This window comes from Hyphobacterium sp., from assembly GCF_965229905.1.
Classification (GTDB): domain Bacteria; phylum Pseudomonadota; class Alphaproteobacteria; order Caulobacterales; family Maricaulaceae; genus Hyphobacterium.
Genome location: NZ_OZ245930.1, coordinates 1,418,593 through 1,434,680, shown reverse-complemented (window position 1 = coordinate 1,434,680; position 16,088 = coordinate 1,418,593). Strand labels below are relative to the sequence as shown.

Sequence of the window (16,088 nt, the reverse complement as noted above, 5' to 3'; positions counted from 1 at the left end):
GCGCCTGTCCTCGCTTTTGAGTCTCAAAAGCGTCGTCCCCAATAGGCCTAACGCGCGAGTGTTGATAATCCGTCGCCAAATGGCGCTAGTCGGTGCGGTGACCTTTCGACCCGCGCGCCGCCTCTGTAGGCTGATCGGTGAAGCCCTCCAGCCCGCCCAATTCTTCCGCATCGCGCTGAATGATGATCTCGCTTAGGGCATAAGCTGTCACGAGCTGTGCGACACTGACTGGCGCGTCGATATGGGTGCGCTCATAACCATGGCTGGCATCGACGCCAAATGTGATCAGCGCAGTTCGGATGTCTGCGCCGCCCTCGACGGCCGAGGCATTGTCCGAGCGATAATGCTCGAAATGATCCCGCTGGAACCGGATATCATTGTCGCGGCAAAGATCGATCAGCTTTCGGGTCAGGTGAAAGTCAAACGGACCGGTCATGTCGCCCATTGCGATCGTGACGCCGGTTTCCTTGGAGCCCTGACCGGGCGCGACGGCCCCGTTGTCGATCGCGACCATCGAGGCAATGTCATGGGTGACAATCGATGACGCGCCGACCCCGACTTCCTCCGAAATCGAGAACAGGAAAATGGTGTCGACCGGTGGTTTCTGGCCGGATTCTTTGAGGGCTTTGATGGCCGCTAGCAGCGCGGCAGCACCGGCCTTGTCGTCGAGATGCCGCGAAACGATGAAGCCATTGTCGAAAAACTCCGGCTGCGGGTCGATGGCCACGATGTCGCCGACCGCCAAATGCGCGCGCTCGGCATCCTCGCGGCTGTAAATCGGCATGTCGATACGAAGCTCGACCTGCTTCCAATTGACCGGCTGCTCGTCGACTTCGTCGGCATAGACATGTCCCGATGCCTTCAACGGCAGAATGGTGCCGCGAAAGCTTCCGGCTTCCGAGAAAATCGTCGCCCGCGCGCCTTCCGCAAAACGCGATGACCAGTGCCCGATCGGTGCCAGCGCCAGACGCCCGTTGTCCTTGACCTGGCGAACGATGGCCCCAAGCGTATCGATATGCGCGATGATGCCGCGCGCAGGTTGGTCCTGCTCTCCGGGTATCCGCGCCCGGATGGCGCCGCGCCGGGTAAGCTCGGTTTCGACCCCTAAGCGCTCGAGTTCCTCGGTCACCCAGCGCGCGGCAGCATCCGTGTAGCCGGACGGGCTCGGAATCGATAGCAGATGGGCGAGCGTGTTCTTCAGATAATCTTGGTCAATCTCGAGTCGGGTCGTCATGTCTCTTCCCGGCGTCGCGCTGTCTGTGGGAACAGCAGATCGATGAAACGTTCCGCCGTCGGCTGGGGTTCGTGATTGGCCAGTCCGGGGCGTTCATTGGCTTCGATGAATACGAACCGGTCGCCGTCCGGGCGCTCGACAATATAGTCCAGACCAACGACCGGAATATCGAGACAGCTGGCTGCGCGAACCGATGCGTCAACCAGCGACGGATGCAGGTCCGCGGTCACATCGTGCAGCGTGCCACCGGTGTGGAGGTTTGCGGTTTTCCGCACCTCGATCACCGTGTCCACCGGCAGCACATCGTCCATGTCGTAGCCGGCATCGCCGACGCAGCGTTGCGTTTCCGCATCCAGCGGGATTTGCGATTCGCCATCCGTGGCCGCTTGCCGTCGGCGCGACAGGCCTTCGATCAACTTGCGGACCGTGGCCTGGCCATTGCCGACAATGGTTGGCCGCTTGCGCAGGGCCGCCGCGACGACCTTCCCGTCAATCACAATGACCCGCAGATCATCGCCAGGCGCATAGGTTTCGACCAACACTTCGGGGCATTGCGCCCGGGCCGACAGGATCGCGGCATCAAGTGCCGCCTTCGTGCGAATACCCACTGTAACGCCGCGGCCTTGCTCACCCCTGGCCGGCTTGACCACGACCTCCCCGGCGTTCTTCAGGAGCGCCAGCGCGGCGTCCCGGTCATCGGCATCGACGGCTTTCGCCACAGGCAGGCCCGCTTGCTCCATCAATCGCCGGCTAACAGCCTTGTCATCACACCGGCTCATGGCGACCGCGCTGGTCAGCTCGGAGAGACTTTCGCGGCACACAATCGATCGGCCGCCATGTGTCAGACGGAAAAAACCGCCCTCGCCATCCAGCACTTCAACCGCGATGCCACGCCGCCGGGCTTCCGTTGTGACGATCCGCGCATAAGCGTTGAGCGTCTCTTCTTGCGGCGGCCCGGTGAACAGAGCCTCATTGATCGGATTCTTCCGCTTTACTGCGAAGAACGGGATGCGCTTGAAGCCGATCCGTTCGTAGAGACCAATTGCCGCCGTATTGTCGTGCAGGACCGACAGATCCATGAAGGCGCATCCGCGCACCTGGAAATGCGCCGCGAGATGCCGGGTCAGCGCGTCTCCGATGCGCGCCAGCCGTGCTGTCGGATCTGCCGCAAGGCACCAAAGAGAACTGCCCTTTTCGGGATCGTCGAAGGCGCGTGCGTGATCGACGCCGCTCACCGTGCCGATAATCTCACCGCTCTCATTATCTTCGGCAACAAACACGGTCACAATCCGGGAATCGCGCCGTTTCCAGAGAAATTCCGGGTCGAGCTGGACCATGCCGTTAGCCGCGTAGATGCGATTGATCGCCTCGGCATCCGAGGCGGAGGACAAGCGCCGGATCGAAAACCCTCGCGGCCTGTCCTTTGGCGTGGCAGGCCGGTTCAGATCAAGGCGGTAGGTATGAGAAGGATCGAGAAACAGCTCGGTGGGCGCAATCGCCAGCAGGACATGCGGATCGCGCACATAAACAGCGATATCGCGGCGGTTCTCGCCTTCGTCGCGAAGCTCGGCAGCTATGGCCTCGTTGCTGGCAAAGGTCTGGCAGAAAACCAGCCGGCCCCACCCGCAATCAACGGCAACACCGGCCTGTTCGGAGTGTGCCGGCGGTAGGGAATCCGGCGGCGGTTCGAGCCCGGATTGCCGCCGCAAGCGCTTGAGCCGGTGCTGTGTGGCTTCGCGAATCCGGCCGGATTTTGACCGCTTCGGTGTCATGCGGGAGCGCCGCTATCATGCTGTGCCAGCCACAGCGCGAGGACACCGACCTGCCAGAGCTTTGAGCCGCGCAGGGGTGTGATGTGGGCTTCAGGGTCATCCAACAGCCGTGCAATATAATCTTCTTGCACGAGACCACGGTCGCGGAACGATTTTGACGTCACCGCATCGCGCACCATTTCGAGATAGGGTCCGCGCAAGTATTTTAGGGCCGGCATCGGGAAATAACCCTTCGGCCGGTCGATGACAGCATGCGGAATATGGTCCCTGGCAATGTCTTTGAGTATGCCCTTCCCGCCTTGCGCCATTTTCAGTTCGGCAGGGCAACGCGCCGCAAGTTCCACCAGCTCGTGGTCAAGGAAGGGAACGCGCGCTTCCAGACCGTGCGCCATAGTCATATTGTCGACCCGTTTCACCGGATCGTCGACCAGCATGATGTGGGAATCGAGCCGCAACGCCTTGTCTACCGGATCGGTGGCGCCGCTCGCCGCGAAATGCCGCCGCACGAACTCGGATGAAACATCCTTGGACAGCAACGCCGGCGAGACGAGCCGCGCCATGTCGTCTTGGTCGCGGTCAAAAAAGGCCTGACGGTAAGCCGCGAGCGGATCATTGGCCCCGGCCATGGGCGGATACCAGTGATAGCCGGCGAAAACCTCGTCAGCGCCCTGGCCCGACTGAACCACTTTCACATGCTTGGCGACTTCTTCCGACAACAGATAGAAACCGACACAGTCATGAGATGTCATCGGCTCCGACATGGCGCCGATGGCGCGCCCCAAGGCCGGAAGCGCCCGCGCGGTTTCGACCGGGATTTTGTGGTGGCGGGTGCCGAAATGCTCCGCAACAATATCAGAATACTCGAATTCGTCGCCTTTCTCTTCGCCGACGGTTTCAAAACCGATTGAAAAGGTGTTGAGCCCTGTGGCGCCAGCCTCGGCGAGCAGTCCGACGATCAGCGAGGAGTCCAGCCCGCCGGACAGGAGGACGCCGACCGGCACGTCGGCCACGAGGCGCCGCTTGACGGCAGCCTTTAGGGCGGCCTCGATCCGCTCCTGCCATTCGCCGGCAGATAGTCCGCTATCGCCAGGCTCGGGATCATAAGAAGGTGACCAGTAGCACCGTTCTGTGCGGCGGCCGTCCGGCGAAATCTCCATGAGGGTGGCCGGTGGCAGTTTCCGGACGCCTTTGAAAAGGGTGTAGGGCGCCGGGACAACGGCATGAAAGCTGAAATAATGATGCAGGGCGGCTGGATCAATGGCGCGGTCGATGCCTCCGGCCGCGAGCAATGCGGGCAAGGATGAAGCAAAACGCAGCCCCTTGGCCGTGTCCGCCAGATAGAGCGGCTTGATACCCATACGATCGCGCGCGAGAAGCGATTTGCCGCTGTCCCGCTCGGTAATTGCGAACGCGAACATTCCGTTGAACCGCTGAACGCAGTCTGCGCCCCAGGCATGATAGGCTTTCAGGATGACTTCCGTGTCGGAGGTCGAGAAGAACCGGTACCCTTTCTCCGAAAGCTCTTGGCGGAGCGATTCGTGATTGTAGATACAGCCATTAAAAGCGATCGCCAGTCCGAGCTCGGCATCCTCCATGGGCTGACGGCCGGCCTCGGAAAGGTCGATGATTTTGAGCCGACGGTGCGCTAGCCCGGTCGCGCCCCGAAGTACAAGCCCGCCTCCGTCAGGTCCTCGCGGCTGCATGACTTGCGCCATCGCGTCGAGAACAAATGGATCAGCGGGTTTTCCATCGAAGTGCAAATCTCCGGCAATTCCGCACATTAAATACTACCCTCTATACATTCTGCACTATAACAATATTTACGAGCAATCCGCGCAGAACCCGCAGCTGTTCCAGAATTAAGAGCGTAACTATCAATAATCAAGGAACCCGATGTAACTTTGCATCTTACCGGATTATGCTTCCGAAATCGCCGATTCAGCCTTTGACGCTTGATTTACGGCGTTCAATCACTATGTCTCAAGCGTCCAATTATTATCTGTAGCCAAAACCTCCAGCCAGTGACGGCCCGGGGTAGAAGGAGTTGAATGAACCGCTTTCATCGCAAACGTCAGCCATCGCTCGGCCGCATTGCCGCTGTTACAAGCCAGCAATTCGACGCCGATCAATTCACCCGCGCAACCCGCCCGCTCGAACAGAAAGGCTTTTCTGTCGCGGTTGTGTCGAACACCAACGCCATGCTTACTGGCCGGACGGAAGCTGGCCAGGACGTGAATTTCGTTCCTGCGTCAACCGTTGGCGAAATGGAGTTCGATGGGTATTGCGCACTGGTGCTGCCCGGTAATTCTCACAGTATCGGCGAATCGACCCAGGCAGCGCTCAAGAAATTTCTCGGCGACGGTAAACCGGTTATTGCGCTTTCAGACGATGTTCCGCTGCTGGCCGAAGCTGCAAGCTCGCCGGACATTGCGGACGCGGGCGTTGCGATTTCCATGAATGGCAAGGTTTTCGCGGCGCGGGGAGAGGCGGCATCTGAAGAGGCCGTCGAAGTATTTGCGCAGGCATTGGCCGCCTGAAGAGCCACAGAATACCAATGACTTGACGAAGGCTGCTCTTTCGGGAGCAGCCTTTTTCCATTGCGGAAACACAGTCTCTCACGCGCTTGTGAAACGGGGTGCGATGAAAACACGGCGTCGCCGCCCCATATCATGGTTGCGAGAGAGACGGAGCCTCCCCATGTACCGCATCATCTCGGTTGGACTTGCGTTTGCGATCCTATCGGCCGTTGTGCTGCTTTGGACAACAAGTGCGGGCTCCAGCCTCTACATCGCCTAGCGAGACCGCAGGCATTATTGGAAACAGGCCTCTGTGTGCGTCCCCCCAGCCTGCCTTAGAGGCCTGCAGGCACCGCCGGGCACTCCCCTGTCCCCGCCCGGCGGTGCCGCACCATTCGCAAAGCTGATCCTCTATCGGCAATTGCGCTTGATTAACCATTTCGATTGCAAGAGTAAGGGCATCGATACGATCGCCCTGTCGGCTGCGCTGTAGGCAGGCCGGTCAAAACGGATTGTGCGCAAGAAGAGCCGCCTCATGACCGCTGTTGTCGCTACTGCCCAGGCCTATACCGCGGCCACATTCAACAAAGCCGCTAAAAAAGTCTGGAACAAGAAATTCGGGGACGAACCCGATCAGTCCGCCAAGACGTTTCTCGAACAGATACATGGCGACGCGCTTGCCGAGGACCTTGATGGCATAACAGCGACCCAGCTAGCCGAACAGGCGGCCGAGTTCTGGGAATGGGCACAAAAGGTCGACGGCAAGAAAGTTCACGTTCGCGCGCGTCCGTCGGACAGCAATGGCGCCGCCGCGATACGGCGGGATATTGTTGAAGTGGTCGGTCCGGACCGGCCCTTCCTCGTCGATTCGGTGATGGGCGAAATTGGCGCCCAGGGCCTTGATGTGTTGGCCATGTTCCACCCGATCGTGGTGATGGATAGCAATGCCAAGAGCGGTCCCGCAGAAAGCCTTATTCAGGTCCATGTCGAACCGCTCGATGAGCGCACTCGCGAGGACCTCGCCGAAGCGGTTCGCGGCGCCATGGAGGATGTCCGTCTCGCGACCGAAGACTTCACGGGAATGCGCGCGGCGATGAATATGGCCATCGCCCATGTCGAGGATGCCAACACGCCGGCAAATCCGGAAGAGAAAGCCGAGGCGCTGGAATTTCTGCGCTGGCTGCGTGATGACCATTTCGCTTTTCTCGGCTGCCGCGTTTATCAGTTCGAGGTCGATGACCAGGGCAAGATGACCAGCAGTGAGCCGACGGTTCAGCCCGCCTCCGGGATGGGCATTTTGCGGGATCCGGATCGTCAGGTGCTGCGCAAGGGCAACGAACCCGCGCTTTTGACCCCGGCCATCGAGAGCTTCCTCAACGAGCCGTCGCCGATCATCGTGGCGAAAGCCAACATCAAGTCGCGCGTCCATCGCCGCGTCTACATGGATTACATTGGTGTGAAGCGGTACCGCGAGGATGGCGCCGTCGTCGGCGAAGCCCGATTCGTCGGCCTGTTCACCGCGGAAGCTTACGACAGGATGGCGCGCGACGTGCCGCTTATTCGGCGCAAGGTCAGGCGGGTTCTCGAGCGGGCGGGAAAAATCCCCGGCACCCATTCGGAAAAGAAGCTTCGCAACATTGTCGAGAATTATCCGCGCGACGAATTGTTTCAGACCGAGGAAGACGATCTTCTCAAGATCGGCTTGGGCATTCTTCACCTGCAGGACCGGCCACGGACCAAGCTGCTCGTGCGTCGCGACCGCTTTGACCGCTTCGTATCGTGCCTGCTTTTTGTCCCGCGCGACCGCTATAATTCCCGCGTCCGCGAACAGGCCGGCGAGATGATCCGCGCGGCGTTCGAAGGCCGCATGTCGGCCTACTATCCCCATTTCGGAGACGGTCCGCTGGCGCGCGTCCATTACATCATTGGCCTGAATCCGAACGATCACCCGGAACCCGACCTGCTCGAGCTGGAACGCCAGATCGTCGCGTTGGCGCGGACCTGGGAAGATGAGTTCGTGGCGGCTGGTCGGCGCAGCCTGCCAGACGAGACCCGTCACCGTCTAACAGCCTATGATCATGCGTTTTCTGCCGGCTACCGCGAGCAATTCGCACCGGTCGAAGGCATTGCCGACATGCGCCGGATCGAAGCGCTGGGCGACGAGACAAAGGTTGGTGCGCGTCTCTACCGGCTCGACGGAGAGGACGCGTCGACACTGCGCCTGAAAATCTATCGCCGGGACGAACCCACCCATCTCTCTGAAATCATGCCGATTCTCGAGAATATGGGTTTGAACGTCATCCAGGAATCGGGCTTTGAGGTTCAGCGGGGCGTCGATGGCGGATCCGAACCCATTGTTTACATACACGATTTCGAGATGCAGTCGGACGCGCTGGCGGACAGGAATCTCGACGAGTTCTGCCAGGCTTTCGAAAACGCGATGCTCGCCGTGATCGCAAATCGCGCTGAGGATGATGGTTTCAACCGGCTTATCCTGAAGCTGGGGGTCAGTTGGCGTGAAGCCGCGGTACTGCGCGCTTTGTCCCGCTACCGCCAGCAAACCGGCCTCGATCCGTCGCAGGCGATCCAGGAAGAGGCGCTGGCGGAGAATCCGGGGATAGCGCGCCATCTGCTCACGCTTTTCGATACCCGGTTCAATCCGGAACTCGATCTCGATCTGGAGGCCCGCAAAGACAAAGCGGCAGTTATCGGCCAGGACATCCGGAGCCAGCTGGAGAAAGTCGCATCGATCGACCACGACCGCGTCTTGCGCCGCCTGTTGCGGCTGCTGGAAGCGATCTTGCGTACCAACTACTTCCAGACCGCCGGCGACGGCAGTCCGAAAGCCCACATCTCGTTCAAGATTGCCAGCCGCGATCTTGAAGAGCTGCCGCTGCCCAAGCCCTATCGCGAAATCTTTGTCTGGGCGCCCAATGTCGAGGGCGTTCACATCCGCTTCGGCCCGGTGGCCCGCGGCGGATTGCGCTGGTCGGACCGCCGCGACGACTTCCGCACCGAAGTCCTCGGCCTGGTCAAGGCACAGCAGGTCAAGAACGCGGTCATCGTGCCGGTCGGCTCGAAGGGCGGCTTCTATGCGAAGCAACTGCCGCGCAGCGGGTCTCGCGACGAATGGCTGGCCGAGGGCCAGAATGCCTACCGCACCTTCATCCGCGGCCTTCTCGATATCACAGACAACATCCAGGACGACATCGTCGATCATCCCGAACGCGTGATCTCCTGGGATGGCGAAGATCCCTACCTTGTCGTCGCCGCCGACAAGGGAACGGCAACCTTTTCCGATATCGCCAATGGCGTTGCTACCGATGAATACGATTTCTGGCTCGGCGACGCGTTCGCATCCGGCGGCTCGGCCGGGTACGATCACAAGAAAATGGGTATCACCGCGCGCGGCGCCTGGGAATCGGTGAAACGCCATTTCCGCGAGCTGGGCAAGGACGTCCAGAACGAGCCCTTCGATGTCGCCGGTGTCGGCGACATGTCGGGCGATGTCTTCGGCAATGGCATGCTCTTATCACGCAAGGTCCGGCTCATCGCCGCCTTCGATCACCGCGATATCTTCATCGATCCGGACCCGGTCGACTGCGAAGCGGCCTGGGAAGAACGCAAGCGCCTCTTCGAACTGCCGCGATCGAGCTGGCAGGACTATGACCGCAAGCTGATCTCCAAGGGCGGCGGCGTGTTTCCGCGAGCCAATAAATCGATCAAGCTGTCGAAGGAGGCCCGGTCTGCGCTGAAGATTGAAGCCAGCGAACTCTCGCCACAGGAATTGATGACGGCGATCCTCAAGGCGCCGGTCGAACTGCTCTGGTTCGGCGGAATCGGCACCTATGTGAAAGCGTCCAGCCAGCAGCACTGGGAAGTGGGCGACAAGGCCAATGATTCCATCCGCATCAACGCCGCAGAAGTCGGCGCCAAGGTAATCGGCGAGGGAGCAAATCTCGGCTTCACGCAGTCCGCGCGGATCGAGTTCGACCGCGCTGGCGGACGGGTGAACGCCGATTTTGTCGACAATTCAGCCGGCGTCGACACGTCGGACCACGAGGTCAACATCAAGATCCTGTTGAGCCCGCTACTGCGGTCTGGCGACATGACGCGGGCGGCGCGCGACAAGCTGCTGGGCGGCATGACCGACGAGGTCGCGGCTCACGTGCTGAAGCACAATTACGATCAGACGCTCGCTCTCACGCTGGCCGAACGCGATGCCCCGGCCGACATCGACGCGCATGAGCGGTTCATGTTGCGGCTCGAGAAAAACGGCCGCCTCGACCGTGCCGTGGAAGGCCTGCCCTCGGGTGACGGAATGCGCGGCCTGAAAGAACAGGGCATGGCGCTAACCCGCCCGGAACTCGCAGTCCTGATCTCGTATGCAAAAATCACGACCTTCGACAAGCTGGTGGCATCAAACGTCCCGGACGATCCGCATTTCGAGGCGATGCTGAAGGAATACTTCCCGGCCGACCTTGCGGATTTTGGCGAACAGATGTCCGGCCATCGCCTCCGCCGCGAAATCATCGCCACCGTGCTGGCCAACGACATGATCAATCTTGGCGGTCCGACCTTTGTCCATCGCGCCATTGAGTCAACCGGCGCCGATCCGGAACAGATCGCACGGGCATTCGAAGCCGGGCGGCGCATTTTCCGCTTTTCGGAGATGACAGACCGGATCAACCGGCTCGACAATCGGGCACCGGCGGATGTCCAGATAACACTGCATCGTGAGATCATCCGCCTGCTCCGCCGCCAGACATATTGGCTGGCGCGCCGTGCGCGGGCCCAGGAAACGGGGACCGTCACGCCGATCCGTGAGTTGATCGACGCTTATCGCCCCGGCGTCGACAAGCTCCGCGAATCCGCCATCGACATCATCTCGACCTATGAGCGCAAGTCGGTCGAGGCGCGCACGGAAGGCTATGTCGCGGCAGGAGCGCCCAAGGAATTGGCGCACGACGTTGCGGTGCTGCGGCCGTTGACCTCGTCTTCGGATGTGGTCGACTTGGCGTTGCGCGAAGATTGGCCGCTGGAATCGGCCGGCTTTGTCTATCACGCGGCGGGCTCGCGCTTCTCGGTCGACCGCCTGCGCGGCCTCGGTTCCGAGGTGTCGTCTGACCTGCATTGGGACCGGCTCGCCGTGCGACGCCTGATCGAGGACCTCTATGCTAGCCAACAGGCGATCGCGGCGTCCATGATGCGCTTCGCGCGTGCCGCCGGTGGAAACCTGCAAACCGGCGTCGAGGCGCCGACCCGCGACTGGGCAGACGATCTTCTGGGCGCCTGGTGCATCCAGAACGAACTCGAAGCCGGCCGCTTTGACGGCGCGCTTGAGGAACTGGAAACCACGGGAGCCTGGACCCTATCCAAATTGGCGATCGCTTCTACCCAGCTTAGGGAGCTGGCTCAGTCCTCGGAACCGTGATTATCGCCGAGGTGCCGCTTGAGAAAATCCGTAAACAGTCGGTGCGCAACCGCCGCCCGTTCCGGATCGTAAACCAGTGTCGATGTGGGGTGATGATCGGGCTCGTCGAACCCGTGCGTTGCGTTCGCGACATATCGCCAGCGCACATCATTGCCCCAGGCGATCTGACGCTTGAACACCTCGACCGAGTCGGCGTCGTCGCAGATCGTATCCTCGTGCACCAGCACGCCCTCCACCGGGATGTCCGGAGGCCAGGGCAAGCGCCGCGAGCGCGCCGGAAAGCTGTTATAGGGATACATTGCGAAAACCGCGCGAACGCCGTCCAGCCCACGCGGCGGAACACTGTCGAGCGACGCCGGGCGTTCACCGGCCCGGTCGAGCGCAAGCGCCTCCAGGGCGGTCCAGCTTCCATGGCTCCAGCCTGCAAGCGCGAGTCGTCGCGTATCGACCCGCGGATCGCGCCGCATTAATTCCAGCACGGCATGCAGATCGCCGGTTCGCTCATGTGCCCGAAGCCTTGCGCCGGTACAGACGGTTTCAACCGCTTCTTCATAGCTGATCCCCCGCGGCCCCAGCGAGTCCGGCACAAAGGCCATAACGCCCATGCCGGCCGCCAATCGGGCGTAAACCTCCATGTTCGGCCGGATGCCGCCACATCCGTGCAGCAGGATGACCGCCGGAAATGGTCCGTCGCCGTCCGGAACATGAATTCGTGTATGCGTGCGCAGCACGTCGATCCGCTCATCCAGCGAAGCGCGTCCCACGGGCTGGAGAAATCCGCGGCGGTAAAGGCGCAGCCCGACGAAGACCGCAGCGGCCAGCGCGATCAGGAGCGCAGCGAGAGAAAACCATCCCATGGCGCTGTCTTGGGCGAGGATCGCCCTGCGGTAAAGTCAGTCCTCTGTTTCTGCCGCCGCCCCGATCAGCCAGACCCGCAGCCGCTCTGCCGCAATGGCGTCATACTGCATTCTCGGATCCAGAGCCGGCGCATCCGGATCGTCGAACGCATGCGTGACACCGGGCCAGATTTCGTAAGCCATATCAGCGCCGGCGCCGACAGCACGTCGCGCAAGGCGTTCGCAATCGGCCGTTGGGGCTACGAGATCGCGCTCGGCCAGAATCAGGGTCACGGGCGGCAAACCTGCCGAAAGCCGTCCCGACGCCCGCGACGGGAAACTGCAATAGGGATAGATCGCCGCGATCCGGACAACGCCCTCAAACGAAACCTCACCGTCCCTGAGACCTGCCGGACGGCGGTCTTCGGCGGCATAGCTCGCGGCGTCCAGCAATGCCCACCCGCCATGGCTCCAGCCAGCCAATACGAGACGCTGCGAATCGACCCGGTCGATCTCACGGACGATTGCGAGGGCGGCAAAGACGTCGGCCGCCCGCTCCTGGCCATGCAGGCGCAACCCCGGACACACCTGGGTCATCGCCGCAAGCCGGCCAATGCCGCGCGGGGCGAAGGAATCGACGAGCACGACAGCGAAACCAGCCGCCACGATTGCGTCCGCAAAATCCCGATGCATGGGGCGCTGTCCGCCGCATCCGTGAAACAACAAGATGGCCGGAACAGATTCGTCGGACGTTTCTGGCAGATGGACTTCGACGCCTGGCCGCAGCATCTCAACATGTGAATCCAGCCCGCGCTGTGGAATGAACCATCCGCCCAGATTCTGTGCGGCGGCCGCAGCGTAAGCCAGCAAAAAGCCAAGCAAGATAGCGCCAGACCGGAGGAGCCAGCGCCGCATCATCTAGTGCCGGAAATGCCGCATGCCGGTAAAGACCATGGCGACTCCTGCCTCGTCAGCGGCCTTGATGACATCGTCGTCGCGCACCGACCCACCTGGCTGGATAACGCTTGTGGCTCCGGCTTCCACCGCAGCCAGCAAACCGTCAGCAAAGGGAAAGAACGCATCGGACGCACAAGCCGACCCGATCGTGGCGGGTTGGTCCCAGCCATTCTCGGAGGCGATCTCCTCGGCTTTCCGGGCTGCCAGCTTCGCGGCTTCGACCCGGCTGGTCTGGCCCATGCCGATGCCCGTGGTCATGCCATCTTTCGCGTAAACGATCGCGTTCGACTTCACATGCTTGCAGACCATCCAGGCGAACAACATGTCACGTACCATGTTCTCATCGGGCTGTACCGACGATACGGTCTTGAGGTCGTCGGCACCGACGCGCCCACGATCGCGTTCCTGCACCAGCAAGCCGCCCGCCACCGTTTTCGCCGTCCAGCTGGCTTGATCGGGATCCGGCATATCGCCGGTCAGCATGACGCGCAAATTCTGTTTGCGGCCGAGAATGTCGAGTGCCGCCTCGCTCGCCGCGGGCGCAATGATCACTTCCAGAAAAAGGCCTGTCAGCGCGTCGGCGGTTTCGGCGTCGATCTCGCGATTGAAGGCGACGATGCCGCCAAACGCGGAGATCGGATCGGCCGTCAGCGCCCGATCCCAAGCCTCGCGCACTGACCGGCCGAGTGCAACGCCGCAGGGATTGGCATGCTTCACGATCACGCAGACAGGCTCGTCGGTGAATTCCGCCGCCAGCTCGAAGGCCGCATCCGCATCCGCCAGATTGTTGTAGGACAAGGCTTTCCCCTGGACCACGCGGGCTGCCGACACTCCCGGACGGCCGGGTCCGGCGGCATAGAATGCAGCGTTCTGGTGGGGATTCTCGCCATAACGCAAAGGCGACAGCCGGGCGCCACCGAAAGCCCGGAAGCCTGGCGAACGCTCACCCAGCTCATCGGCGAACCAGCCGGACACGGCAGCATCGTACGCGGCGGTGCGGGCATAAGCCTTCGCCGCCAACGCTTGACGCAGCGACAGCGGCGTGGCGCCATTGTTTTCGTCCATGGCATCCAGCACGGCGTCAGCGTCGATATTGTCCACGCAGACGGCAACAAACGGATGGTTTTTAGCAGCGGCGCGCAACATAGCCGGACCACCGATATCGATATTCTCGATACAGGCGGCGAAAGGCTCTCCTGCTGCGACGGTCGCCTCGAACGGGTAAAGGTTGACGAATAGCAGATCGATCTCGGGAATAGCATGCGCGGCCATCGATGCCTGATCCGCTTCCAGATCGCGGCGGCCCAGCAGCCCGCCATGCACCAGCGGATGAAGCGTTTTCAGCCGGCCGTCCATCATTTCGGGAAAGCCGGTGACCTCACTGACGTCCCGCGCCTTGATGCCGGCTTTTGTGAGCGCGCGCAGCGTTCCGCCAGTCGACAAGATCTCGACACCGAGCGCCACCAGGCGCCGCGCCCGGTCCTCCAGCCCCTCCTTTTCGGACAGGGAAATCAGGGCGCGTTTGACGGGGACCAGGTCGGGCAGGCTCATCGTGATCGTTATCCTTGGCTTGAAGGCACGCCGCTTATCATGCGCTTGCGTCGAGGCAAAGGCGTCAGCGCTCAGGTTCCGCCGACGCGTCCCAGACGCTGAAACGCCCAGCGTACGCGGTTCGGCGGCCGTTCTCCGGCGCCAAAGGGTTCGGCGTCGCCTTGCACGACAATTTGCGACGTCCGCTTGGGACTGCCGCCGGTCGCTAGATAGACGCTGCGTTCGATCCGGATCGGACCGCCATCGGTGCGGAACCGCCAGCCATCGCCATTGCCGAGTACCAGAAGAACGCTCATCCCGTCGCGGGCAAGGGACGCTTTCACATCCGGATGCAGGTGGAAGCGGATGGCATATCGATAGCGCAGGTCGACATCGTCGGGGGCTCCGTCCTCGACCGGACGATAAAGCCCGTCTTCGCCACGTAGATCTCCGCCATCTGCGGCCAGAAATACGCGGCGCCGGTGAAACAGGCCGAATAAATCCCGATAGCCATCATGGCTCGCTTCGACCCAGGTGCCGATGTCTTCCTCATTGCGGCGCGCAGTAACTTTCTGCGGTTGCGAATCAAAACGCGGACCCATGAGGCGCCGCCGCCAGCCATTGGGGATCAGCCGTGCCGACGAGGTTTCCTCGATGGTCAGGCTAGAATGCGCGGCTGTGGCCCGCACCGCTTCGCGCCAGCTGTCCGGCTGCTGGTCGGTCCAGCCGCAATTGACCACGATGCGATGCCCCCCCGCGGCCAGTTCGAACGCCAGCGCGCTGGCATGGGCCGACGCGGAGGCCTGGCCGCTCGCAGGTTTTCCGACATCCATGATCAGGCAAGCGCCGCCCGCCTCGATGCGCTGATACCCGCTGTTCGGCGCAAATCCGAACGACTTGGCCCCCGTGTCGCGCGCCGCGAGAACATGGTCGATGGTGCGGCGGTCGCCTTCGCCGCCCCCGTGGAAGGCGCAAAGTCCGCCATCTCCCAACCGGAAGAAGCGGATCAGTGGCGCCATCCGGTCCATCGCCCGGCTGACCGGCCCGGACGTATCGCGATTGGCGTGACCCTCGGCCATGTCGACCAGCGTCAGAAGTGTGAGAATTTCGATGGTAAGAGCCGGCGAGCGGCTGATATGGCCGCCATCCGTCATGATCTGCCGGGGCAGCTCGCTCCCGAGGATCCGCAGTCCGGCATCGCGCAAGCCTGCATGCCCCAGCTGCGCGCCCGACAGCATCAGCGCGGCACCGCCCCGGAGCTGGTCGGCGCCCGGTTCGACATGGCGGATCGATTGCCGCAAATGCTTCGCCTGCCGCGCCAGGGCCTGGAGACGTGATTCATCCTCCCGGAACAAGGCCGGCGCCAGCGTCCAGTTGATCAGACGCTGCGCGCTGATTTCCGGCGCCCAGGCAAAGCTGTTCCACTTCGCATAGGCGCCGATCCAGCAATCGATCAACTGACCGGCTCGCGCCTCGGCGTCGGCATCCCGGCAGGCCATGAGATCGCGCAGCCAGCCAAAGCTGTGCAGCGACAGGGCAAAACGCCGCGATGGCATGGTCCGCTCGAACGGATCGTCAGCGTCCAGGACATGCCCCGAAAACGCGAAGCGCCCGTCGAGAATCGCCGCCCCTCGGGCCGGATCGACCCCCCGGATGTCTTTCAGCGGAAGCGCAAACGGCTTTTCCGGCAGGCTGCCCTTGAGCAGGCCGCCGGACAGGCCGACCGAATTCAGCGTCTCGAATATCTCGCGCCGGAAGTGGCGGCTTGCCGTTTGCGCATACTCGGACAAGCGGACCAATCCGGTCATC

Annotated in this window: 9 protein-coding genes; 2 read left to right on the top strand and 7 right to left on the bottom strand. The window is 62.1% G+C overall.

The features are described from left to right. Window positions 1-85 precede the first annotated feature (85 nt). Genes ACO08C_RS07235 through ACO08C_RS07225 form a run of 3 tightly spaced genes read right to left on the bottom strand, consistent with a single transcriptional unit; the run spans window position 86 to window position 4,787 of the window. A complete protein-coding gene (locus ACO08C_RS07235) occupies window positions 86-1,234 on the bottom strand; it encodes an osmoprotectant NAGGN system M42 family peptidase (RefSeq protein ID WP_421784437.1) in 1,149 nt (382 codons plus the stop codon). Continuing rightward, on the bottom strand, window positions 1,231-3,006 hold the full coding sequence (gene ngg, locus ACO08C_RS07230) for an N-acetylglutaminylglutamine synthetase (protein WP_421784435.1): 1,776 nt from the start codon (window positions 3,004-3,006) through the stop codon (window positions 1,231-1,233). The genes ACO08C_RS07235 and ngg overlap by 4 nt, the downstream gene beginning before the upstream one ends. Then, window positions 3,003-4,787, bottom strand: coding sequence for an N-acetylglutaminylglutamine amidotransferase (locus tag ACO08C_RS07225; RefSeq protein WP_421784433.1), 1,785 nt, complete (start codon window positions 4,785-4,787; stop codon window positions 3,003-3,005). Before ACO08C_RS07225 ends, ngg begins: the two co-directional genes overlap by 4 nt. Before the next feature lie 267 nt (window positions 4,788-5,054). Here ACO08C_RS07225 and ACO08C_RS07220 point away from each other — a divergent pair, with 267 nt between their 5' ends. Both ACO08C_RS07220 and ACO08C_RS07215 read left to right on the top strand, forming a co-directional pair. Beyond that, the gene (locus ACO08C_RS07220; RefSeq protein ID WP_421784432.1) at window positions 5,055-5,543 is read left to right on the top strand and encodes a hypothetical protein; all 489 of its coding nucleotides are present in this window, start codon (window positions 5,055-5,057) and stop codon (window positions 5,541-5,543) included. A 514-nt stretch (window positions 5,544-6,057) separates the two neighbouring features. Next, window positions 6,058-10,956 (top strand): NAD-glutamate dehydrogenase, encoded by a 4,899-nt coding sequence (locus tag ACO08C_RS07215; RefSeq protein WP_421784431.1) that lies wholly within the window; start codon window positions 6,058-6,060, stop codon window positions 10,954-10,956. On the opposite strand, the gene ACO08C_RS07210 is transcribed toward ACO08C_RS07215, so the two are convergent. From ACO08C_RS07210 to ACO08C_RS07195, 4 genes are all read right to left on the bottom strand, one after another. After that, window positions 10,938-11,813 (bottom strand): dienelactone hydrolase family protein, encoded by an 876-nt coding sequence (locus ACO08C_RS07210; protein ID WP_421784429.1) that lies wholly within the window; start codon window positions 11,811-11,813, stop codon window positions 10,938-10,940. The two genes, ACO08C_RS07215 and ACO08C_RS07210, sit on opposite strands and share 19 nt — an antisense overlap. Window positions 11,814-11,849: 36 nt before the next feature. Next, window positions 11,850-12,674: a dienelactone hydrolase family protein gene (locus tag ACO08C_RS07205; RefSeq protein WP_421784428.1), complete on the bottom strand. Its 825-nt coding sequence runs from the start codon at window positions 12,672-12,674 to the stop codon at window positions 11,850-11,852. A 36-nt stretch (window positions 12,675-12,710) separates the two neighbouring features. Then, window positions 12,711-14,300 (bottom strand): bifunctional phosphoribosylaminoimidazolecarboxamide formyltransferase/IMP cyclohydrolase, encoded by a 1,590-nt coding sequence (gene purH / locus ACO08C_RS07200; protein ID WP_421784426.1) that lies wholly within the window; start codon window positions 14,298-14,300, stop codon window positions 12,711-12,713. A gap of 71 nt (window positions 14,301-14,371) precedes the next feature. Next, on the bottom strand, window positions 14,372-16,087 hold the full coding sequence (locus tag ACO08C_RS07195) for a heparinase II/III family protein (protein ID WP_421784425.1): 1,716 nt from the start codon (window positions 16,085-16,087) through the stop codon (window positions 14,372-14,374). Window position 16,088 lies beyond the last annotated feature (1 nt).

Bases quoted from the DNA above. Each gene is read 5' to 3' on its own strand.
- ACO08C_RS07220 (WP_421784432.1), top strand. From the start codon at position 5,055: ATGAACCGCTTTCATCGCAAACGTCAGCCATCGCTCGGCCGCATTGCC.
- ACO08C_RS07235 (WP_421784437.1), bottom strand. From the start codon at position 1,234: ATGACGACCCGACTCGAGATTGACCAAGATTATCTGAAGAACACGCTC.
- ACO08C_RS07225 (WP_421784433.1), bottom strand. From the start codon at position 4,787: ATGTGCGGAATTGCCGGAGATTTGCACTTCGATGGAAAACCCGCTGAT.
- ACO08C_RS07195 (WP_421784425.1), bottom strand. From the start codon at position 16,087: ATGACCGGATTGGTCCGCTTGTCCGAGTATGCGCAAACGGCAAGCCGC.
- purH (WP_421784426.1), bottom strand. From the start codon at position 14,300: ATGAGCCTGCCCGACCTGGTCCCCGTCAAACGCGCCCTGATTTCCCTG.
- ACO08C_RS07210 (WP_421784429.1), bottom strand. From the start codon at position 11,813: ATGGGATGGTTTTCTCTCGCTGCGCTCCTGATCGCGCTGGCCGCTGCG.
- ACO08C_RS07215 (WP_421784431.1), top strand. From the start codon at position 6,058: ATGACCGCTGTTGTCGCTACTGCCCAGGCCTATACCGCGGCCACATTC.
- ngg (WP_421784435.1), bottom strand. From the start codon at position 3,006: ATGACACCGAAGCGGTCAAAATCCGGCCGGATTCGCGAAGCCACACAG.